Genomic DNA, 22978 nt, shown 5'->3' with positions numbered 1-22978 from the left:
CCGCTATTCATCCTCACTTATACTAGTAATAATATTTACGACTACTCCGATTACCGTCAGAGCCACTCCGGATTCAAAAAGGGTTACGGTAGCCAGCTCAGTCTTTCCGAAAATCGGCAGATCGAAATAGCCGAACGTCTGGCTCATAAAAGGCTGGCCGAAAAACATGGGCAGCGCACTGCTTGAAAAGGCGAGCAGGACGCCAAGAGCCGAGATTTTTTTGAAATCAAACGGAATGGCTTTGTTGACGGTCTCTGAGTCAAAAGTCAAAAACATCAGCACGAAAGCTGTAGCCAGAACCAGGCCGCCGATAAATCCGCCGCCTGGCTGGTTATGGCCGGATAGGAAAAGGTAGACGCCGAAAGTTAAAATGATCAGCACGCCTGCTTGGGAAACGGTTTTTAATATCACGTCATTAATCTTCATTTTTTCGTGTCTCCTTTCCGCCTTTAATCCGAATGAGTGTATAGACTCCAATGCCGGCAATGAAAAGGACGAGCGTTTCAAGCATCGTATCAAATCCTCGGAAATCTCCTAAAATGGCATTGACGATATTTTTCCCGCCGGCCAGTTCGTAGGCATTTTCATAGTAACTTGAAATGGAATCGTATAAATTGCCTGCGCGGACCGACAAAGCGATCAAAGTGACGGTTAATCCCCCGGCAACCGCAATCACGGCGTTCCGGATTTTAAGATTTTTGGAAGCTGCTTCCGGTTTCCATTCGGGAAGGAAATAAAAGCATAAAAGGAACAATGCCGTCGTCACGGTTTCAATAACAAGCTGGGTCAATGCCAAATCGGGCGCCCGGAACAGTACGAAGAAAATCGCAATGGAATAGCCGAGCACACCGTTCAGCAGCACTGACGTCAGGCGTGATTTGACGAACAATATAGCGATTGCCGCAATGGCCATCACGACTGCCAGGATCACTTCGTAGCTTGGAATTGGCGTATCTGTCGAGAAATCAATGGACAGCGCACCGGTCAACAGGAGCGTCCCACCGGCTGCTAAGATGAAAAAGCCGAAAATATAAGCAAAGTAATGAGGCAAATAACCCGTCATATACTTGGATGTCAGCCGGTTTGAATTTTCTTCAAGCGACTCCAGGAATTTATTGTAAAGGGCGTTAAAAGTCCAGCCTTCCGGAATAATTGCGTAAACTTTCTTCCAAATGCGCAAGTATTTATATAGTAGAAAGCCGACGACAATGATGCCGATGGTCATCCAGAGCTCCGTATTGAAGCCGTGCCAAGCAGAAATATGAGGCGCGGCACCAGTGATGCCTGGCAGTACACCGTTTAGCGCAGGGCGCAGTAAATGATCGCCCAAAAGGTTTGGCACAAAGAATACACCGACAATCAGGATGGACAAAATAGCAGGCGAAACGAGCATACCAAACGGCGGCTCCACCGGTTTTTTATCCAATTTCTTCGGCTGGTGCTTGCCAAAGAAGGTTCTGAACACGATGATCATGCAGTAAACGAACGTCAGGACGCTTGCCGTCCAGGCAATGACCGGAATCAGCCAACCCCAGGTTTCTGCAGAAAATGCGGGAAGGCCCGCGGCATTGAGGGAAGCAGTGAAGAACATTTCCTTGCTCAAAAATCCGTTGAACAGGGGAAGCCCTGCCATCGAAAAACTGCCGATGACAGCGAACGTGAACGTGATCGGCAGGAACGCCATCAGTCCGCCGAGGCGCCGGATATCCCGTGTTCCGACTTGGTGGTCGACAATGCCGACAACCATGAACAAAGCGCCTTTAAACGTAGAATGGTTCACTAAATGGAAAAGGGCAGCAAATGTCGCAAGGCCATATACAGCACCTGCTTCGCCGTCACCGAAATGAAGGGCTGCAGAGCCCATCCCGAACAGGCTCATGATCAAACCGAGCTGGCTGACCGTTGAATAAGCGAGCAGCGCTTTCAGGTCGGTTTGCCGAACTGCACAGAATGAACCCCAGAATAAGGTCACGAGGCCGACGAGCGTCACCGTCCAGAACCAGGCAGACGTACCGCCGAAAACCGGAGTGAAACGGGCGACAAGATAAATCCCGGCTTTAACCATAGTGGCAGAGTGCAAATAAGCGCTGACCGGCGTAGGAGCTTCCATGGCGTCAGGCAGCCAGATGTGGAAAGGGAATTGGGCGGATTTCGTGAATGCTCCAAGGAGCACCAGGAACATCGCCGGGTAAAATAGTCCGTGGTCCGAATATTGGCCAATCGTTGACACGATTTCACGGACGCTGAATGTACCGGTCATCGTATGCAGCATTAAAAATCCAGCAAGCATTCCAAATCCGCCAAACACGGTGATCAATAACGATTTTTGTGCTCCGTAGCGTGAGTTTTTCCGGTGGAACCAGAAAGCGATCAATAAGAAAGAGGAAATGCTTGTTAGTTCCCAGAATACGTACAGTACAAGCAAATTGTCTGACAGTACGACTCCAAGCATGGCTCCCATGAACAGGAGTAAATAAGCATAGAAATGCGGCAGTGAATCAGTTGGGGATAAATAATAGATGGAATAAAGAATAACAAGGGTTCCCATGCCGGTAATCAGCAAAGCAAGAATCAGGCTGAGCCCATCCAAGTAAATTGAAAAGTTAATGCCGAGGGAAGGAATCCAATGTAGCGTGGCAGCAATTGTATCTCCAGACGATATGCCGGGAATCTGCCAGGCAAAAATCCCGAACAAGATAAACGGGACCGCTAATACGAGCCAGCCAATATTCAAAGGGCCGAGACGCCTATGTATTAAAGGAATGAGAGCTGCGGCAAGAAAAGGGAACAAAATGGCGAAAATCAATAAGTGCATAGCAAAACCTCCTGAATCAGAATAGAAAAAAGAAAAACGGGAATAGCAATAAAAAAGAAAAGAATTCGGAAAATTCCTTCTTTGTTTATGATTCCGTAACAATTTTGATTATAAGCACACGCATTAAATTATACAGGAAAAAGGGCTTGCTTTCACTTGTGAAGTCCGCTATGGTCTAAACTAAGCAATCAAACGGAGGGCCGTGCGAAATGGAAAATCATCATCTCTTGATTTTTATAGGAATTCGCAGTATAATTTCATAGTTTTGAAATGACGGCTTATGAATAACAATCCCTGGAGGGGTAAATACAATGAAAAAAATTAGAGGACGGATGGATGAAAGCATATTGGTTTGTGTATTTTACGGACCGAACGGTGAGCGCCTGATCAACCGGGGCAACAAACTCGCAAACATGCTGGATTGCCCTCTGTATATTTTAACGGTAGATGCTCTTCCATTCGATGAATTCGATGCGGAAAAATCTGCTTTTGTCGAGCGGTGGAAAGAGCTGGCTGAAGAATATGGTGCAGAAGAGTTCATTATCCGCGATAATGAGAAACGCCCCTCTGCAAAAGTCATTGCGGAAGTGGCCCATAACTTAAATATTACACAAATCATTGTCGGCCAAACAGCAAGAAGCCGTTGGGAAGAGATTACAAAAGGTTCGTTCATGAACACGCTGCTGCGGGAAATTCCGTTTGTCGATTTCCATGTGGTTTCAGTTGAACGGAGCATCAAGGGCGATGACCACGAAGAGTTCGAAAAAGGCGTCCGCTGTTATCTGGTCCGGGACGGGGAAACTTACAAAATCAGCTTTTCCCAGACGAAAGAATGCCAGTACGAAGGCATCTTCTTTAAAGACATCGGAACCGATTTCAACAATGGGATTTTCAAATTCATGCATGATAATAAGTTATATCAGGCAGAAGTGACAGATGACCGGCTTACAGAGCCGCGGGTCATCGAATCTTGCCTGAACAAAGAATTGGTAAGTAAATAATCGGATGCTCCACTGGCGGCTGCTTCTAACAAGGAAGCGGCCGTTACCTATATATAGAAGGAGAAATAAAAAAATGAAAAAAGCGAAGCGTTCAGCACCTGTCATTCCGGACAATCTCGAAACGGCATCATTCCTGGAGTCCCTTGATGACCAATACATAAGCAACTGCAAAATTACACAAGAAACCATCGATTACGGCACGGAAGAAGCGCTTCATGTCGACCGCGTAATTTTTGAAAACGTGAACTTTTTAGAAGCCGTTTGGCCGCGGAGCGAATTTGTGGATGTGCTGTTTGTGAATTGTGATTTATCGAATGCTGATTTCAGCCGTTCTGTCTTCCACCGGACCGAGTTCCATAATTCGAAACTGGTCGGCACCAACTTTGCCGAAGCGGGCATCCGCCATACCCTGTTCAAGGACTGTGTCTTGAATTACGCGACGTTCGGCTTCTCCTTGTGCAACACCGCCCGCTTTGAAACGTCATCGCTGCGCTACGCAGATTTTTACGAAGCCGAGCTGAAAGGAACGGAATTCCACAAATGCGACATGAATGATGTGAATTTCGTAGAGACCAGCCTGAATGGCGTCGACTTGAGCAGCAATTCATTTGAGAACATTCAAGTGACAACAGAAAAACTTGCCGGATGCCAAGTATCGACCGAGCAGGCCCTGGCATTTGCGCGGCAGATGGGGTTAGTGATCAAAGAAGCTTAATGAAACAGATAGGAAAAGGCCCGGAAGCATTTTGCTTCCGGGCCTTTCAATTTCACGATGTTGTCCAGCGGTTGGCTCTGCGGTGGCTTGTAGAGCAAAAACAAAAGGACTGCCGAGAGTTTTCGGCAGTCCTTTTATTTATTAGCGTACGCCTTTCATAAAGCGCTGGATAGTTGGTGCGAAAAGGAACAAGACGATACTTAAGACGATGGAAGCTCCACCGATAAGTCCAAAATACATCATTTCGTTTTCGACTGTGTAGAATTTCACGAGCTGTGCGTTGATTGCCTGTGCAGCTGCGTTTGACAAGAACCAAAGGCTCATTGTTTGCGCAGAGAAGGCAGCAGGCGCCAGTTTTGTCGTTGCGGATAAACCGACAGGCGATAAGCAAAGTTCACCCAATACAACGATCAAGTAACTTAGAACAAGCCATAAAGGGTTTACTAACGCATCTGTTCCGCCGAAGTAAGCTGGCAGAAGGATGACCAGGAAGGAAATCCCGGCAAACAATAGACCCAGTGAGAACTTTTGCGGAATGGATGGCTGGCGGCTGCCTAAGCGCACCCAAAGCCATGCAAAAACTGGCGCCAATGTGATGATGAACAATGGATTAAGTGACTGGAACCAGGCAGGAGAGATGGTGATTCCTGCAAATTCCAAATCGGTCCGTGTATCGGCATAAGCTGCAAGGATGGTCGACCCTTGCTCCTGGATTGCCCAGAACATGACCGATGCGATAAACAGTGGAATGTAAGCCAAGATGCGTGAACGTTCCACTTCGGTTGTTTTCTTGCTGCGGTACATCACAATGAAATAAGCTGTTGGAATGACCAAGCCGAAGATTCCGACAATTGCGATGAAACTATCGAACGTCAGGAAACCATATTGGAGTCCGAAGTAAACCGCTGCAGCGATGACAACTGCGCTGATTGAAAAGATTTTAAGTGTGCGTGATTTTTCAGCTGGCGACAACGGGTTGTGGACGATTGTCCCTGCAAGCCCAAGATTTTTCTTTTTTGTTGCGACAAACAGCACTAGCCCTAAGAACATACCGACAGCGGCAATACTGAAGCCGAGGTGGAAGTTGATGTCCATACCGACAGTACCAACGATTAAAGGAGCAATAAATGCACCCAAGTTGATGCCCATGTAGAAAATACTGAAACCGGCATCGCGGCGGTTGTCGGTTTCTGCGTAAATTTCCCCGACAACACTAGAAACGTTTGGTTTCAATAATCCGGTACCCAGAACGATCAGTACCATGGAAACGAAGAATAGCGGCAGGCTTCCTGGAATAGCAAGCGCTATATGACCAGCCATAATTAAAATACCGCCGTAGAATACGGCTTTTGAAGTACCGAAGACTCTATCGGCTAGCCATCCGCCAATAATGCCTGACATGTATACGAGTGAACCGTAAATGGACATGATGGAAAGGGCAATAGTTTGATCAAGCCCGAGTCCGCCTTGGGACAGTTCGTAGTACATATAGTAAACAAGGATGGCTCTCATTCCATAATATGAGAAGCGCTCCCAAAACTCTGTAAAGAATAATGTAAACAGCCCTTTAGGGTGCCCGAAAAAACCTTTTTGCGGAACACTGTTTACGATGTCTTGTCGACTGAATTTGTCAGACATCTTACTACCCCCTTTTAATGTATGTTACTATAATACTTTTTTTATTATTGAAAATCAAAATAAATTTAACAATTAGTAAAATAGGCTCTAAAAGTGAAAAATATTTTCGGCATGCAAAAGAAGTGTGAGTTAAAACTTTATTAAAATAGCTTTTTAAATTGAATAATTTAAATAATCGCTCATTTTTTCGGGAAATCAGGACCTATAAGGGTTTGTGGCGGCGAAAGGAAAAAGAAATTGTGAAATCAACAGTGTTTACACACGTTAGGATCGAATTATGTCGAAAATGTTACTGAAATTTTCAAAAATCTTTCGAAATGTTATAGAAATATATTGAACTATGTTTCAACATACAGTATATTTGAAATAGTTAGAAATTAACTCATAGAAGGAGCAGGAACATACATGAAGGATCTAGGGAAAAAAATTAAAGACTTGCGAGAAGAAAGATCACTATCCCCGGAACAATTAGCTGAAGAAGTCGGATTTGCAAAAAGTACAGTATGGGCATATGAAAGTGGGAAAAAGCAGATTTCTGTTAGCCATCTTTCAATGCTTGCTGATTTTTTCGACGTTTCAGTTGATCGTCTATTGGATCGGACTGAGAAAGTCATTGACCTGGATTTGCAAGACGACTCTACTATAAGTGATTATAATTTAGTGCTTGATAATAAGCCGTTAAATAAAAATGAAATAGCTGAAGCAGCGTCATATATCCAGGTCAAACGCCGTATGGGAAGTTATGGAGCAGTCAATTCTTAAACATTATTTTAAAAAAACTTCAGAAAAAAGCCCATTTTTATTAGGAATGGGCTTTTTTCTATTAATTGTGTAAGTTTTGAAGGTCTTAGTATTTAATCCAAATTTTTTTTTAAGACGTGGTTAGGTAAAAAGGTTGGGTATGGATCAAACTGGCAAAAAATTCTGTGGAACTTCTGGGTAAACAGACAAGGCCAAACAAGCATTCTATAGAAATGCAGCAAAGCGTAGGGCTCTTTGCCGTTTCATGCAGGGGATAAGGCGGCGTTTTTGCCGGTTTTTTTATTTGCGGGAGGGAAGCTATTCTATAGTAGAAACTTAAAATTACTGCCTTATGAATGCCGATTGTCTTAAAGAGAAGGGGGCAGGGAAGGTGTTTATCTCTTTAGCGTCGGGGAACACAGAAAGTAGACAATCAAGAACCGGGAGGTTGAATGGATGGAGAAGACAATATTTATTACAGGAGCTGGCAGCGGATTAGGGAAAGGCGCTGCACTCGGGCTGGCTGAAAAAGGGCACCGGGTGATTGCGCCGGTGGAGACTGCACCGCAAGTAACTTCTTTAAGGGAGGAAGCAAAGGCAAAAGGTGTGGACTTGGAAGTGTTTAAAATGGATATCAAGAATCCGCAGGATCTTGCCCAGATGCTGGAATATGACTTTGATATCTTTGTCGCCAATGCGGCCATCAACGAAGGCGGCCCGCTTGCAGAAGTGCCGATGATGAATTTCCGTGAGCTGTTTGAAGTGAACGTTTTCAGCACGCTTGAAACGGCGCAGATTGCAGCGCGCAAATTTGTCGAAAAAGGAAAAGGGAAAATCATTTTCATATCGTCGATGGCAGGAATCACCACAACGCCTTACGTCGGGCCTTATACAGCTACCAAGCATGCGATTGAGGGGATCGCAGCCACCATGCAAAAAGAACTGGAGGGGTTTGGCGTCCAGGTAGCGACCATTAATCCCGGCGCTTTCGACACAGGCTTTAACGACCGGAGTGCAGAAGCAAAATGGAAATGGTACGACGAAGGGATTCATTTCACCAAAAAAGAAGACATGCAGGAAGCGGACCAAGCGCTTGAAAATCAATTTGATTCAGCGGACATGATTGCGAAGATGATTGAAACTATTCCGCTTGATTCCCATAAATACCGGACGGTTTATCCGCCGGAAACGGAAAAGCAGATGAAAGAAGAAGAAGCGAAACTCTGGGATATGGAAATTTAAAGGAGTGACCGAGATGGATGCTGCAGCGGAATTCTGGGCCGCCAGAAAGCAAGGGGAAACGGATACGCATACAGCCTGCTGGATTTTTGATAAATTGGAGGCAGTGGCTCTTGAAGAATTGCTTGGCACATGGGAAGGGCATGAATTCCGGACGGGGCATCCGCTTGATGGCGTCTTGAAGAAACTGAACTGGTACGGCAAAGCATTTCACGATGCTGAAAATGTCGATCCGTTATTGTTTAAAGGGCTGAACGGCAACGTGTTTGCTGTAGATCCCGTGCCCATTATGGATATGCGGAAACTGGTAAAAGCGAAAGGCGGCAAAGCAAGGATGCGCCGGGTAGAGCATCGTGGGAAGTCCAGCGCCGCTATGGTTTATGACCATTTGCCGATTATCGACCATTTCCGGAAAGTGGACCAAAGGGTGCTGTTGGGCATGATGGATCATAAAGGCGATAAGAAACCTTATTTTTTCATACTGGAAAAAGTGGAAACTGTTCCGAAAGCTTAGGCTTTTAGAACAGTTTTTTTGTTTTGCCAGTATCAGCGAATTCGGAAAGCGAAAATTTGGCCTGAAATATGATAAGCTACTCATTACGAGACGAGTTTTGGGAGTGTTTAATTTTGTTGGAAGAAGCAAGAAAATTATTGCAGTCGTATTTCGGTTATGAGTCGTTCCGGACCGGCCAGGAGCAAGCCATTACGCAAGTTTTCGAGGGCCATAATTCGATTTGTGTCATGCCGACGGGCGGCGGGAAATCGATGTGCTATCAAATTCCCGCATTGGTGATGGAAGGGACGACGATTGTCATATCCCCATTGATTTCCTTGATGAAGGACCAGGTGGATGCATTATTGGCTGCGGGGATTCCAGCAGCTTATATCAACAGTTCCCTCGGCTTCGATGAAGTGCGGGAAACTTTATACGACGTTCAGCGCGGAGCCGTAAAGCTCCTGTATATTGCGCCGGAACGCCTGGATTCAGAAATGTTTTTAAACGAACTGCAGGGCGTGCATGTCCCCTTGATCGCAGTGGATGAAGCCCACTGTATTTCGCAATGGGGCCACGATTTCCGGCCAAGCTACCGATTGATCAGCCGGATGGCGGGATTATTCCCGAATAACCCGACGGTGCTGGCTTTAACTGCAACTGCGACACCACAAGTGCGCGAAGACATTTGCCGTATTTTGGACATTGAAGAACAGCACACGGTCATGACGGGTTTTGAACGGGCAAATTTAACTTTTTCCGTAGTCCAAGGACAGGACCGTGAGCGGTTTGTAAAAGAGTATGTAAAGAAAAACGATAAAGAGGCAGGCATCATTTACGCCGCTACCCGCAAAACCGTGGATTCGGTTTACGATATGCTGGTTAAAAAAGGTGTAAAAGCGGCCAGATACCATGCCGGAATGCCGGATGCGGAGCGGAAAGCCGGACAGGAACAATTTTTGAACGATGAAGTAAACGTGATGGTGGCGACCAATGCTTTCGGAATGGGCATCAACAAATCCAATATCCGCTACGTGATCCATTACCAGCTGCCGAAAAACATGGAAAGCTACTATCAGGAAGCCGGGCGTGCAGGCCGTGATGGATTGCCGAGTGAGTGCATCGTGTTGTATGCATCCCAGGACGTGCAAACCCAGCGCTTTTTAATCGATCAGGCACAGGACCCGAGCCGGATTCCGGGTGAACTGGTGAAACTGCAGGCGATGGTCGATTATTGCCATACTGAAAATTGCCTGCAGCAATTTATCATTCATTACTTCGGAGACCTGCAGGCTGAACCTTGCGGACATTGCGGCAGCTGCAACGACGAGCGGGAAAGCCAGGACGTGACGAAAGATGTGCAAATGGTGCTGTCTTGCGTGGTGCGGATGGGGCAGAAATTCGGGAAGATGATGACAGCACAGGTGCTGACAGGCTCGCGCAATAAAAAAATCCTGGATTTCGGTTTCGATAAACTGTCGACGTATGGCATTTTAAAACACCAGTCGGCTAAAGAAGTATCTAACTTGATCGAATTCATGATTTCACAGGAACTGCTCGCCGTAGAACAAGGGGCGTATCCGACCATTTACGTGCCGGACGGCGGCAGGGATGTCCTGCTCGGCAAACGGAAAGTGATGCGAAAAGGAGCAGTTGTCACCAAGCGCATTGCGGAAAATGACCCCTTGTTTGAAGAACTGCGCAAAATCCGGAAGGAACTTGCCGATCAAGGCGGGGTTCCGCCGTTTGTCATCTTCTCAGATAAAACTTTGCAGGATATGTGCGCTCGGCGCCCTCGTACTGCAGAAGATTTCCTGGAAGTGAACGGCGTCGGCGCGAATAAACTCGAAAAATATGGAGAAGCGTTTCTTGAAGCCATTCGTTCTTCTGGAGAAACGGTAAAATAGGAGTGTAAAACCGGAAAAGCCCTACATGGAGTAGGGCTTTTTTATTTGCATTTATGTATATATATTCATCAGAATATTGGAGAGGTAGAATTGGTATAGTATTGGTATGTAAGCGTTTTCAATAAATTTTAAGTGTTTTTCAAATAAAAAATGCATTTTTTTACGAAAAAAAACTGTATATATATGCGTAGATTGTGTTAAAATATTCTGACATTACAGTAGTTATGTGTAATAGAGGGAGGCATTTTTATGAAAATGAAAGAATACCCGCGACAGCAAGGCTTATACCAACCGGACCAGGAGCACGAAGCTTGCGGAATTGGAATGATTGCCAATATAAATGGTGAAAAATCACATGCCATTGTTCAGAACGCCGTAAATATTCTTTGCAACCTGGAACATCGGGGCGGCCAATCTTCCGATACGAGCACGGGAGACGGAGCAGGAATCCTGACTCAAATCCCGCACCGCTTTTTTCAGAAACAATGCGACAAAGAAGGTATCACTTTACCGGATGAAGGAAAATATGGAATCGGCATGCTGTTTATGCCGAAAGATTACGACCTGCGTATGGAAATCAAGGAAATTATTCGCCGGATTGTAAAAGAAGAAGGGCAAAACTGTTTAGGTTGGCGCCCGGTTCCAGTCAATGATTCATTCGTCGGTAAAGTGGCATCTAAAACAAAACCGGTCATCCGCCAAGTATTTATCGGCGCTTCAGAAGATTTGACGGACCGTATGGATTTGGAACGCCGCCTGTATATCATCCGCAAACGGATTGAACAGGAAATGGGCTTGGAAGAAAAATATAAAGATGTGTATTTCAGCAGTCTGTCATCTAGCACGATTGTTTACAAAGGCATGCTGATTCCGGAGCAGCTGGATTCGTTTTACATTGATCTTAATCATCCGGAATTTAAATCAGCGCTTGCGCTTGTCCACTCCCGGTTCAGTACCAATACATTCCCCAGCTGGCAGCGATCCCATCCGAACCGCTATTCGATCCATAACGGTGAGTTCAACACCTTAAGAGGGAATGTCAACTGGATGCGCGCGCGGCAGGAACTTTGCACTTCGCCATATTTCAATGATGAAGACCTGAAGAAAGTCTTGCCGGTCATCGACGAAACCGGAAGCGATTCCTCCATGTTCGATAACTGCTTTGAATTTTTGCATTTGTCTGGAAGATCTCTTGCCCATACCGCTATGATGATGGTGCCCGAGCCTTGGGTGAACGATCCGACAATCAAGCAGGAGAAAAAGGATTTTTACGAATACCACAGCACTCTGATGGAGCCATGGGATGGACCGGCGGCGCTCGTTTTTACGGACGGCAAGCAAATTGCGGCGTGCCTGGATCGCAACGGTTTGCGGCCTGCCCGTTACTACGTGACGAAAAGCGGCATGATCGTGCTCGGTTCCGAAGTCGGGGCACTCGATATCTTTGCGGATGACATCATTTACAAAGAACGATTGCACCCAGGGAAAATGCTGTTGGTTGACCTGGAAGCCGGAAAAATTATTCCCGACGAAGAAATCAAGCTGGAGATCGCCGCGGAGCAGCCGTACCGCGATTGGATTGAAAACAATATGATGGACCTAGAAGACCTTCCGGAACCGGAAATGGCAGCCAACCAAAACGCTGACCTTGCGTCGGTGTTGCTGGAACAGCAGCTGGCTTTCGGCTATACGACGGAAGAATTGCAAAAAATCGTCAAGCCGCTCTCGACAGACGGAAAAGATCCGGTCGGTTCTATGGGCTATGATTCTCCGTTGGCGGTTTTATCGAAAAAACCGCAGCTTTTGTACAATTATTTCAAGCAGTTATTTGCCCAAGTCACCAATCCGCCGATCGATGCCATTCGGGAACATATTATCACAGCGGCCCGCACGACCATCGGGGCAGAAGGCAATCTGGTGCGGCCTGGTCCTGAAAGCAGCCGCCACATCCGGCTGGAGACCCCTATTTTGACGAACCTGCAATTGGAGAAATTGCGCCAGCAGAAGATTGAAGGGTTTAAAGTAGTGACGCTTCCGATTCTGTTCCCGAAAGCGGGAGGCCCGCAAGCGATGGAACAGGAATTGGAAGCTCTGTTCATAAAAGCGGACGAAGCGTTTAAAGCAGGAGCCACGCTGCTAATCCTATCTGATAGAGGCGTCAATAAGGAATATGCAGCCATCCCGGCTTTATTGGCTGTGTCCGGCCTTCACCACCATTTGATCCGCCAAGGCACCCGCATCAAAATGAGCCTTCTGATTGAAACGGCGGAAGCCCGCGAAGTCCATCACTTTGCCATGCTGCTCGGCTACGGTGCGGAAGGGATCAACCCTTATCTGGCGTTCCGGTCGATCAACGAATTGATTGCGATAGACGACATTACCGGCATCCCGTTTGAGGAAGCCGAAGCAAACTATGTCAATGCCGTGACGGACGGGATTATCAAAGTGCTGTCGAAAATGGGGATTTCCACCATCCAAAGTTACCGCGGAGCACAGATTTTTGAAGCTGTCGGCATTCACATGGATGTCATCGACCGTTATTTCACGCGGACTTCTTCGCGCCTCGGCGGCATCGGCCTCGATATCATTGCAAAAGAAGTACTGATGCGGCACGAACAGGCTTATCCGGAACGGGTGGCGGGGGACACTTTCCTGCAGCCGGGCGATGAATACCAGTACCGGGCGAACGGGGAAACCCATCAGTACAACCCGTCGACAATCCACACTTTGCAGCATGCCTGCCGGACGAATAATTACGAAGCGTTTAAAAAATATACCAATCTCCTCACGAAGGAAACGTCGAACGTCCAGTCGCTCCGCGGTTTGATGGCGTTCAAAAAACGGACACCTGTGCCGATTGAAGAAGTGGAATCGATTGAAGAGATTTGTGCCCGTTTTAAAACGGGTGCCATGAGCTTTGGTTCGATCAGCCAGGAAGCGCATGAAGCCTTGGCGATTGCCATGAACCGGATTGGCGGCCGAAGCAATTCAGGAGAAGGCGGCGAACAAGTGGCCCGCTTTATCCCTGATAAAAACGGCGACAATCGCCGGAGTGCGATCAAGCAAGTGGCATCCGGCCGCTTCGGCGTCACGAGCCATTACTTGGTCAATGCCGATGAAATCCAGATTAAAGTTGCACAAGGCGCAAAACCTGGAGAAGGCGGCCATTTGCCGGGCAAAAAAGTCTACCCGTGGGTCGCAGAAGTGCGCGGATCTACACCCGGCGTGGAATTGATTTCCCCGCCGCCGCATCACGATATCTATTCGATCGAAGATTTAGCGGAACTGATTTTCAATTTGAAAAACGCCAACCCGACGGCACGCATCAGCGTAAAACTTGTTTCCGCTGTCGGCGTAGGAACGATAGCAGCAGGCGTAGCAAAAGGGCGTGCGGATCTTGTCCTGATCAGCGGCTATGACGGCGGGACGGGCGCAGCGCCGAAGACCAGCCTGAAGCATACCGGGCTTCCTTGGGAAATCGGGCTTGCCGAAACCCACCAGACTTTGATGCTGAACGGTTTGCGTGACCGCATCGTCGTCGAGACTGATGGCAAAATGATGACCGGCCGTGATGTCGTGGTTGCCGCACTTCTGGGAGCAGAAGAATACGGCTTTTCAACCGCGCCGCTGGTTGTTTTGGGATGCGTCATGATGCGCGTCTGCCATTTGGATACATGTCCGGTCGGCATTGCGACGCAAAATCCAGAACTCCGCAAAAAATATATGGGAGACCCGGAACATGTAGCCAACTTCATGCGCTTTATCGCGAGAGAAGCACGTGAATTGATGGCGGAACTCGGCTTCCGTACAATTAACGAAATGATTGGCCGGACCGATGTGCTCGAAGCCAATAAAGCGATCGACCATTGGAAGGCGGAAGGCATCGATTTATCGGCGCTGCTGTACCAGCCGGACCTGCCTGAAAAAGTAGGCCGCTATGCCACGGTTAAGCAAAACCATGAGCTGGAAAAAACCCTGGATTGCCAGGAATTGTTGCCGCGCTGTGAAAAAGCGATTGAAACCGGAGAACGGGTTGAAGTCACTACGGCGATCCGCAATATCCACCGGGCAACAGGGACCATTGTCGGAAGTGCCATTTCCAAAAAGTACGGCGCAGAAGGATTGCCGGAAGATACGATCAATTTGAATTTTAAAGGATCAGCCGGCCAGGCGTTTGGAGCGTTTACGCCAAAAGGAATGACCATGAAATTGGTCGGCGATGCCAATGACTTCGTCGGCAAAGGTTTATCCGGCGGAAAAATCATCACTTACCCGGCAGGCGATTCAACCTTCCTGCCGGAAAACAATATTATTATCGGCAATGTCGCGTTCTACGGCGCTTCTGCTGGTGAAGCCTATATTTACGGGTTGGCAGGCGAGCGTTTTGCTGTCCGCAACAGCGGAGCGAACATTGTCGTTGAAGGAGTCGGCGACCATGGCTGCGAATACATGACCGGCGGCCGTGTCGCGATTCTCGGGAAAACGGGCAAAAACTTTGCAGCTGGAATGTCCGGCGGAATCGCCTATGTGCTTGATGAAGATGGCACCTTCGGAAACCGCTGCAACGCTGAAATGGTTCATCTGCAGCCTATGGCAGACCCGGCCGAAATTGAAGAACTGCGTGAAATGATTGCCAAGCACGTCGGCTATACAAATAGTAAGAACGGCAAGCGCCTTCTGGCAAATTGGGAAATTTACTCTGCTAAATTTGTACGGGTCATTCCGAAAGCTTACTTGAAGATCAATGAGCGCATCAATAACCTGCAAAACAGCGGCATGTCCAAGTTTGATGCCGAAATGGCCGCTTTTGAAGAAAGCAAAATGGCCGGAGCAGGGAAGTAACCAGCAACCTTCAATCAGTGAAACGTTGCACTAGCCGTTGAAACGGGATAAGCGAATAGGAGGGATACAATGGGGAAATCGACTGGATTTATGGAATACAGCCGACAGACATTGAAAGAACGCAATCCGGCGGAGCGGACAAAAGACTGGTCCGATTACACGATTCCGCTATCGGATGAAGAAGTAAGAAAGCAAGGTGCGCGCTGTATGGATTGCGGCGTGCCGACTTGCCAGTCCGGAATGGAAATCAGCGGTGTCACGACCGGATGCCCGGTTTACCACCTAATACCGGAATGGAACGATCTGGTTTACCGCGGCCAATGGAAAGAAGCGCTGCACCGCGAACATGTGATGAATAATTTTCCGGAGTTTACCGGAATGGCGTGCCCGGCTCCTTGTGAAGGAGCGTGTGTGTTGGGCATCAACGAACCGCCTGTCGCTATCCGTACAGTGGAGCGTTCCATCATCGAACGCGGCTTTGCGGAAGGCTGGGTCGTACCGGAACCGCCAAAAACACGAACCGGCAAAAAAGTGGCCGTCATCGGGTCGGGCCCTGCCGGACTTGCAGCAGCTGCGCAGTTGAATAAAGCCGGCCATTTGGTCACGGTGTTTGAACGCAGTGACCGGGTCGGCGGACTGTTGACTTATGGCATCCCGGAAATGAAACTGTCTTATGACGTGGTCATGCGCCGCGTCCGGATTCTGGAACAGGAAGGCATCACGTTCATTACCAATACCGAAGTCGGAAAAGATTATCCGGTATCGGCATTGCGCTCCGATTTTGACGCGGTCATCATGTGTGCGGGTGCTACCATTCACCGCAATCTTCAAGTAGAAGGGCGGGAGCTGAAAGGCATCCACTACGCAATGGATTTTCTGCACAGCAATACAAAGAGCTTGCTCGATTCCAATCTGGAAGACGGCAATTACATCTCAGCAGAAGGCAAGGATGTCATCGTCATTGGCGGCGGAGACACCGGAACGGATTGCTTAGCGACTTCCGTTCGGCATAATTGCAAAAGCCTTGTCCAATTCGATGTCTATGATAAAAAAGGAGCCATCCGCGACGAAGTAGGCAACCCGTGGCCGCAATATCCGCGCGTTCACCGCGTGGAATACGGGCAAAAAGAAGCGGCCGCTGCCTTCGGAGATGACCCAAGAGCGTACGCCGTCATGACGAAGAAGTTTGTCGGCGATGCAGAAGGCAATGTGAAAGAAGTGCATACTGTTAACGTGAAACTGAGAATTGGCGAAGACGGCACCCGCATCCGCGAGGAAATTCCAGGTACGGAAAAAGTCTGGAAAGCGGACTTGGTGCTGCTTGCCATCGGATTCAGCGGACCAGATCAAGGCTTGATCCAAAAACTGAATGTAGAAACAGAAGCGAATTCAACGGTAAAAGCTGAATACGGCAAATATACGACCAATGTAGAAGGCGTATTTGCGGCGGGAGATATGCGCCGCGGACAAAGCCTGATTGTTTGGGCTATCAACGAAGGACGCGAAGCTGCCCGGGAATGCGATCGCTTCCTCATGGGGACAACGGTATTGCCATAAAAAAATGAGAACCAGGCACTTGCCCTGGTTCTTTTTGTATGTAAAAAAGTGATTAAAAGTAAATAACTTCTAAATGTGCAGAAAAATACCGATTGTCATTGTTCTTTATGCCTAGTTCATATATACTAAGGTGGGTGAACTGACAGATTTTTGATGATTTTACGCAATGAAGGCAATAGGGGAGCCTTTATTGACTTTAAAATCTGTCCTGTTCGTCACAATAAAGAGTGAGCGGAGGAAAGAAAATGTTTAAAAAGAGTTTGATTGCTGTAATGTTATTTGTTCTTTTTGTAGTAATGGCCGGTACGCCAGTATTTGCCGCAGAGAAAGCTGCAATGAGCCCGGAAATAGCGCGAGCATTAGCTGATATTGAACAAGTCAATAACGAGATTTATACAGAAATTGCGAAAGCCCAAGTAAAGGCAGACGAAATTTATGGAAAATACCAAGCGGATTTCGCAAATGAGCAAGATGCTGAAAAACAAGCGGCATTGACATCAAAATACAATGAGAAATTAGATAAATTAATCAGCAAGTTAGATGAAAAAACACAGAAAATGACAAGTAAAGGCGTTGAAAAAGCGACTGCAGCTGGTATCACTGTGGAAGTGGAATGGATCTTATGCCAATTTGCAGATCGGTATGCTTTGATTGATCCTTTAGTGGTGATTGACTGGTAAAATTGGTTGTGAAAAATAGAGTGGAAGAGTACTATTGGGAGTATAGGAAATGCCTATACTCCCATAGTTTTTAAAAGGAAGTGGAACTGTGAAAGGCTTAAAGATTTTAAAAGATGGATATCTTGAAACTGTAAAAAACGGTTCTACTACTCTTAGTCTTCTTGGCCATGGCGGTGGCATTGAAATGATGAAACAAACCGTTTTGAAAGATAAACTAATTGCCTTGTTTCCGGGGGAAGATGCTAGTGTTCAAGAATTCTTTTATATATTGAAAGGCGAAGTTGAAATCGAAATAAATGACTCTAAAGTGAATTTGCGCGAAGATGATTTATTCTCTGCACAAGATTTGGATGAAGCTATTTATCTAACAGCTAAAACAGATGTAACATTTCTTTCAGTTTCCACATACCCTGTTTTTCATTCAATGAGTAATGTTATAAGTGAATTGCGTAAAATAGGGGAAGAAGTAGAACGTAAAGACCGTTATACATTCAAACATAGTTCGCGTGTTTCGAAATATGCCGTTAAAACTGCAACGAAAATGGCATTAGGGAGAGACCGGATACATAATCTGTTTTTAGCATCCATCCTCCACGACATCGGAAAAATCAACATTCCGGAAGAAGTGCTGAAAAAGCCGGATAAATTGACGGATGAGGAGTTTGAATTGGTGAAAAAGCATCCGGGTGACGGTGCAGCAATGCTGCGCAAGACTGCGTATGCAGATTTGGCGGATATTGTAGAACAGCATCATGAACGGGTAAATGGCCGAGGGTATCCATTTGGTTTAAAAGGCGATGAAATTTTGGTGGAAGCGAAAATTATCGGTGTTTGCGATACATTTGATGCTATGACGGAAGACCGGGCCTACCGCAAAGCTTTTACGGCGCAGTACGCAGTGGATGAAATTAAACGGCTGGCCGGCATCCAGTACGATCCGGAAGTTGTAGAGGCATTTGAACAGGTAATGATCGAAGAAGGCAAAATCAATTAAACTGAATCGGACTGTAAAGACACCTTCTATGACAAAAGGTGTCTTTTATTTTTCTTTAAAGGTTTAAAACTGACTAAAGCAGTAAATACTAAGAAGACAGTATATTTTTAAAATTAAAAGGAGTGGATAACTATGGCCAGACGTTCAGGCGGTGTGTTCAGCAAATTAGTGCTATTGGGAATCGGGGCTGCGATTGGTGCGGCAATGACCCAGAAAAAAGTGGAGTCGGATGGAACCACTACCACTCAAGCCGGTAACCTTAAAGAAAACGTGAAAAAAGGATTGGAGCGTTTTAACGAGCAATCAGGCGGCATGGTGGATAAAGTGAAGCCAAGCGTCAATAAAGCTGTAGAGTCAGTTAAAAGCGCAATCGAAAGCCAGCAGAAAATGATGGATAAAGAGAAAGATATGTTGGATAAAGCCAACAAGACGCTTCAAGACGAAGTGGGCGGTTCTTCAGATAAGACTTCTTCCACTTCAACTACAAGCACTTCAGGCTTATCGAGCTCTGACCTAACCGGCAGCGGTACCTCAGGAACAGCCGGCGGTTCAGCAGGTTCTGTAGGATCTACAACTCCTGGATCTACAACGGGGGGTGCGGGTGCAACTGGCGCTACAAGCGGAAGTTCTGCAATCGATTCTACTCCGTCAGGCGGCATTTACGGCGGCAGCACGGAATACACAGAATCGCTGAAAAAAGATTTAGCCGAAAAAGATTCCAGTGGCTCGAAATCTTCTAAAAATTCAACATTTGATAAGTGAAAAAGGTTAAAATAAAAACATGGAAAAGCTATCGCTCCTTTACGAAAGAGCTATAGCTTTTTTGTAACTCGAAAATTAACAGAAAATTCTATTTAAAAGAGGGAGGGTTACCATGTTTGAGTCATATAATGTAAAACCTTTTTTTGATGAAATGTTTACAGCAGAGGGTTTGCCGAAACCCCATTACCGGAAGTTCTATGAACTGCTCAATGGGTTTTCAAAAGACGAATTAAAGGAAAAACATGAAACGGCCCAGCTTTCATTTTTGCGCCAAGGCATCACATTCACCGTCTACAACAATAACGTCGGCACCGAAAGAACCATGCCTTTTGATTTTGTGCCGATTATCATTTCGCCGGATGAATGGAAAACTATTGAAAAAGGAATGGTTCAACGGACAGAAGCCCTCAACCGTTTTTTGGACGATGTTTACCACGAGCAAAAAATTCTTGATGACGGCGTGGTTCCCCGAAGACTGGTTGAAGAAAACCCATATTACTATGCGAAACAAGTACAAGGAATTGATGTTCCGCTGAAAAACCATATTTTTCTGGCTGGCATCGATTTGATCCGTGATGAAAATGGCAAGTATCATGTGCTCGAAGACAATTTGCGCAACCCTTCCGGAATGTCCTATGTGTATCAAAACCGCTATGTGATGCGGCAAGTGTATCCTGAATTTTTCACCAATCATTCGGTCCATGCGCTCGAACATCAATTGTCCCACCTACATAAAGCCATTTTGGACCATGCACCCAAATCTACAGGAGAGAAGCCGTTTGCCGTGCTGTTGACGCCGGGCATGTACAATTCCGCTTATTATGACCATGTATTCCTGGCCCAGCAAATGGGCATCGATTTAGTCGAAGGGCGGGACCTTGTCGTCCGGAAAAATATTGTGTACATGAAGTCTATCCGTGGGCTTAAGCGGGTAGATATTATTTATCGCCGCATCGACGACGACTTCTTGGATCCGGAAGCTTTCCGGGAAGATTCAGCGCTTGGCGTGCCAGGCCTTGTAGAGGCTTATCGCAACGGAAACGTCGCAATATTGAACGGCATTGGGAACGGAGTGGCAGACGACAAGGCAATCTATGCGTATGTGCCTGATATGATCCGCTACTACCTGAAAGAAGAACCCATTATCGACAATGTGAAGACGTATCTGCTCGACAATTCCGATGAGCGGGAATGGGTGCTTGAGCATCTGGAAGAGCTGGTAGTGAAAAATGTCGGAGCATCCGGCGGCTATGACATGCTTGTTGGGCCGCATGCCTCTAAGGAACTTATTGAAATTTTCAGGGAGAAAATCATCGAAACGCCGCATCAGTATATTGCGCAGCCGACGATTAAACTGTCGAGGGCACCGGCTTATCAAGGAGAGGAATTTTATCCGTGCCATGTGGATTTGCGGGTATTTGTTATGAGGGGAGCGGAAACGCGCGTCCTTCCGGGCGGCTTGTCCCGTGTGGCGTTGAAGCAAGGCTCACTTGTGGTCAATTCTTCTCAAGGGGGCGGCGGCAAGGATACATGGGTTTATAAAGAAAAAGAAGAGAGGGGGGCTCTTTAATGCTGAGTCGAGTAGCCAATTCCTTGTATTGGATGTCCCGAAACGCAGAACGGGCGGAAAACAATGCGCGCATATTGGATGTGCAGCTCCTGCAGATGATTGAAGCTTCCGATGAAGATCTGATCCGGGAAAGCGATTGGAGGCTGACATATGAAATCTGTGCCTCCGCCCAGGAGCTGGAAGGGCTGCATTCCCTCTCTCCTTACAATGAAGATAAGCTGATTCATTACTTGGTGATGGCCGATGAAAACTTGAATTCAGTGGCGAACTGTGTCCGCTATATACGGGAAAATGCACGGGTGAGCCGGGACCATATCACCGATGAGTACTGGCAAATATGGAACAGCTGTTATTTGGCGCTGCAGAATATCGATCCGCAGCAATGTGCAACCCATGAAATGCGCAGCTTTTTAGAGCTGGTAAAAATGACTTCCCTTACTTCCCAAGGGATCATTGAATCCGCTATGCAGCGGGGTGTGGAATATCAGATTATCAAAATTGGCAAGTGGCTGGAGCGGGCAGAGAAAACAGCACGCATTTTAAATGTTGTGTGCGAGCGGACGTATGAGCAGCAATTGCAGGAAGAAACGGAAGACTATTATTACTGGCTCGCTGCCTTGCGGATGACGAAAGGCTACGAGGCGTATTTAAAAGCCCATCTTCCCAAAATGGATCCGCGCCAAGTGCTTAGTTTCCTGATTTCCGATAAAGCGTTCCCCCGTTCGATCCGCTATTGCCTGGATCATGTGAGGGAAGCGGTGGAGGAATTGGAAGGCGGGAAGGTATCCCACTATTCCTGGGAGCTTCTTGCTAAGCTTGACCAAGTAAGAACCGAATTCAACGAAGTTGATATTGACCATCTGACCGCTGACGAAATGATGGACTTTTTAAATCATTTCCAGGACGGCTGCAATGAAATCAGCCAGTTATTTTCAAAAACCTATTATTTGATCGATCCGGCATCTGAACAAACCGGCACCCAAACTCAAACCCAATCTCAGTCCATGAGTACGAAGGGAATTACTACGATGAAATATAAAGTAGAGCATACAAATATATTCAAGTACGAAACGATTGTCGACCAAAGCATGAACTCCATCCGCCTGAAACCGAAAACGGATGAAACGCAGCGCCTCTTGTCCTACCGGGCCGACATCACGCCGGCGACGCTGACTAAAGAGCATATCGATATTTGGGGCAACGATGTGGAAACTTTCTTTATCGCTGAACATCATCAGCATCTGGAAGTGAAGACAACGTCGATTGTCAGCATCCAAAAAAGCCCATTTATCCACCGCATCGAATATTCACCGGAAATGAATGCAATTTTCCATTCCAAACTGTTCAGCGAGCAGTATTTGCCTTATTTGAGCAATACCGCATATACGTACCTGTCGCCGGAACAAGTAGAGCAAGTGAAGCAAGATATCGGCGAAATGGACAATCCGGTTCAGTTTGCCATTGATGTGATGGGCTATCTCCATGACCGTTTTACCTATGACGGGGAATCCACCACCGTTTCGACCAAAGCGGAAGAGTCATTTGATTTGATGAAGGGTGTCTGCCAGGACATCACGCACGTCATGCTGGGGATTTTGCGCGGCAGCCAAATTCCCGCCCGCTACGTCAGCGGCTATTTGTACGTTGGCGAGAACTCTGCTTTGGTTGGGGACGCTGCGAGCCATGCCTGGGTCGAAGTGATGGTTCCGGGAATCGGCTGGGTAGGCCTTGACCCGACCAACAACGTAGAAGCGCTTGAACATCATATCCGGGTCGGCGTCGGCCGTGACTATAATGACGTCAGCCCGGTGCAGGGCGTATACAGAGGCGGCAGCCAGGAGCTCGATGTCAAAGTATCCGTCAGCTTGTTGGATCAATAACAAAAAAATCAGCGGAGAAGCTTCCGCTGATTTTTTGTTTAAGCAGTTATTTTTGGTTTTCTTGTCTTGTCCAGCTGCAATGGCCAGATTCTCGGGCCATAAGCCACTCTAGAGCTATGCGGCAAAAAACGCCGCTCCGCCAGA

General features: G+C 46.9%; 16 protein-coding genes. 13 read left to right on the top strand and 3 right to left on the bottom strand.

What is annotated here, in order from left to right; genetic code table 11:
* Positions 1–3: 3 nt before the first annotated feature.
* Entirely contained in the window at positions 4–426 is a 423-nt protein-coding gene (locus BLQ32_RS01300; RefSeq protein ID WP_053165023.1) for a Na(+)/H(+) antiporter subunit B, read from the bottom strand.
* Positions 416–2815: a Na+/H+ antiporter subunit A gene (locus tag BLQ32_RS01295; RefSeq protein WP_074508792.1), complete on the bottom strand. Its 2400-nt coding sequence runs from the start codon at positions 2813–2815 to the stop codon at positions 416–418. Before BLQ32_RS01295 ends, BLQ32_RS01300 begins: the two co-directional genes overlap by 11 nt.
* A gap of 311 nt (positions 2816–3126) precedes the next feature.
* Between BLQ32_RS01295 and BLQ32_RS01290 the strand changes: the two genes are divergently transcribed.
* Entirely contained in the window at positions 3127–3816 is a 690-nt protein-coding gene (locus tag BLQ32_RS01290; RefSeq protein WP_074508791.1) for a universal stress protein, read from the top strand.
* 73 nt (positions 3817–3889) lie between these two features.
* Positions 3890–4531 (top strand): pentapeptide repeat-containing protein, encoded by a 642-nt coding sequence (locus BLQ32_RS01285; RefSeq protein WP_074508790.1) that lies wholly within the window; start codon positions 3890–3892, stop codon positions 4529–4531.
* Between the two features lie 141 nt (positions 4532–4672).
* Here BLQ32_RS01285 and BLQ32_RS01280 read toward each other — a convergent pair whose 3' ends face one another.
* Positions 4673–6169, bottom strand: a complete 1497-nt coding sequence (locus BLQ32_RS01280; RefSeq protein WP_074508789.1) for a peptide MFS transporter — start codon at positions 6167–6169, stop codon at positions 4673–4675.
* Between the two features lie 405 nt (positions 6170–6574).
* On the opposite strand from BLQ32_RS01280, the gene BLQ32_RS01275 reads away from it, so the two are divergent.
* The 11 genes from BLQ32_RS01275 (at position 6575) to BLQ32_RS01225 (ending at position 22834) form a co-directional block, all read left to right on the top strand.
* Positions 6575–6931 (top strand): helix-turn-helix domain-containing protein, encoded by a 357-nt coding sequence (locus tag BLQ32_RS01275; protein WP_036805279.1) that lies wholly within the window; start codon positions 6575–6577, stop codon positions 6929–6931.
* 435 nt (positions 6932–7366) lie between these two features.
* Positions 7367–8152 carry an SDR family oxidoreductase gene (locus BLQ32_RS01270; RefSeq protein WP_036805276.1) on the top strand — a complete coding sequence of 262 codons (786 nt, stop codon included), beginning with the start codon at positions 7367–7369 and terminating at the stop codon, positions 8150–8152.
* Positions 8153–8165: 13 nt separating this feature from the next.
* Positions 8166–8663: a DUF4334 domain-containing protein gene (locus BLQ32_RS01265; RefSeq protein ID WP_074508788.1), complete on the top strand. Its 498-nt coding sequence runs from the start codon at positions 8166–8168 to the stop codon at positions 8661–8663.
* 113 nt (positions 8664–8776) lie between these two features.
* Positions 8777–10549 (top strand): DNA helicase RecQ, encoded by a 1773-nt coding sequence (gene recQ / locus BLQ32_RS01260; protein ID WP_074508787.1) that lies wholly within the window; start codon positions 8777–8779, stop codon positions 10547–10549.
* 249 nt (positions 10550–10798) lie between these two features.
* Positions 10799–15391, top strand: coding sequence for a glutamate synthase large subunit (gene gltB / locus BLQ32_RS01255; RefSeq protein WP_074508786.1), 4593 nt, complete (start codon positions 10799–10801; stop codon positions 15389–15391).
* A 69-nt stretch (positions 15392–15460) separates the two neighbouring features.
* The gene (locus BLQ32_RS01250) at positions 15461–16948 is read left to right on the top strand and encodes a glutamate synthase subunit beta (RefSeq protein ID WP_074508785.1); all 1488 of its coding nucleotides are present in this window, start codon (positions 15461–15463) and stop codon (positions 16946–16948) included.
* Positions 16949–17193: 245 nt separating this feature from the next.
* Entirely contained in the window at positions 17194–17628 is a 435-nt protein-coding gene (locus BLQ32_RS01245) for a hypothetical protein (protein ID WP_074508784.1), read from the top strand.
* A gap of 88 nt (positions 17629–17716) precedes the next feature.
* Positions 17717–18622 (top strand): HD domain-containing phosphohydrolase, encoded by a 906-nt coding sequence (locus tag BLQ32_RS01240; RefSeq protein WP_074508783.1) that lies wholly within the window; start codon positions 17717–17719, stop codon positions 18620–18622.
* Between the two features lie 132 nt (positions 18623–18754).
* A complete protein-coding gene (locus tag BLQ32_RS01235) occupies positions 18755–19384 on the top strand; it encodes a hypothetical protein (RefSeq protein ID WP_074508782.1) in 630 nt (209 codons plus the stop codon).
* A 112-nt stretch (positions 19385–19496) separates the two neighbouring features.
* Positions 19497–20954, top strand: a complete 1458-nt coding sequence (locus BLQ32_RS01230) for a circularly permuted type 2 ATP-grasp protein (RefSeq protein ID WP_036805247.1) — start codon at positions 19497–19499, stop codon at positions 20952–20954.
* A complete protein-coding gene (locus BLQ32_RS01225) occupies positions 20954–22834 on the top strand; it encodes an alpha-E domain-containing protein (RefSeq protein ID WP_074508781.1) in 1881 nt (626 codons plus the stop codon). Before BLQ32_RS01230 ends, BLQ32_RS01225 begins: the two co-directional genes overlap by 1 nt.
* The last annotated feature ends 144 nt before the right edge of the window (positions 22835–22978 follow it).

Source organism: Planococcus glaciei (assembly GCF_900099655.1).
GTDB lineage: Bacteria > Bacillota > Bacilli > Bacillales_A > Planococcaceae > Planococcus > Planococcus glaciei.
This window is presented reverse-complemented; position numbering and strand designations above follow the sequence as displayed.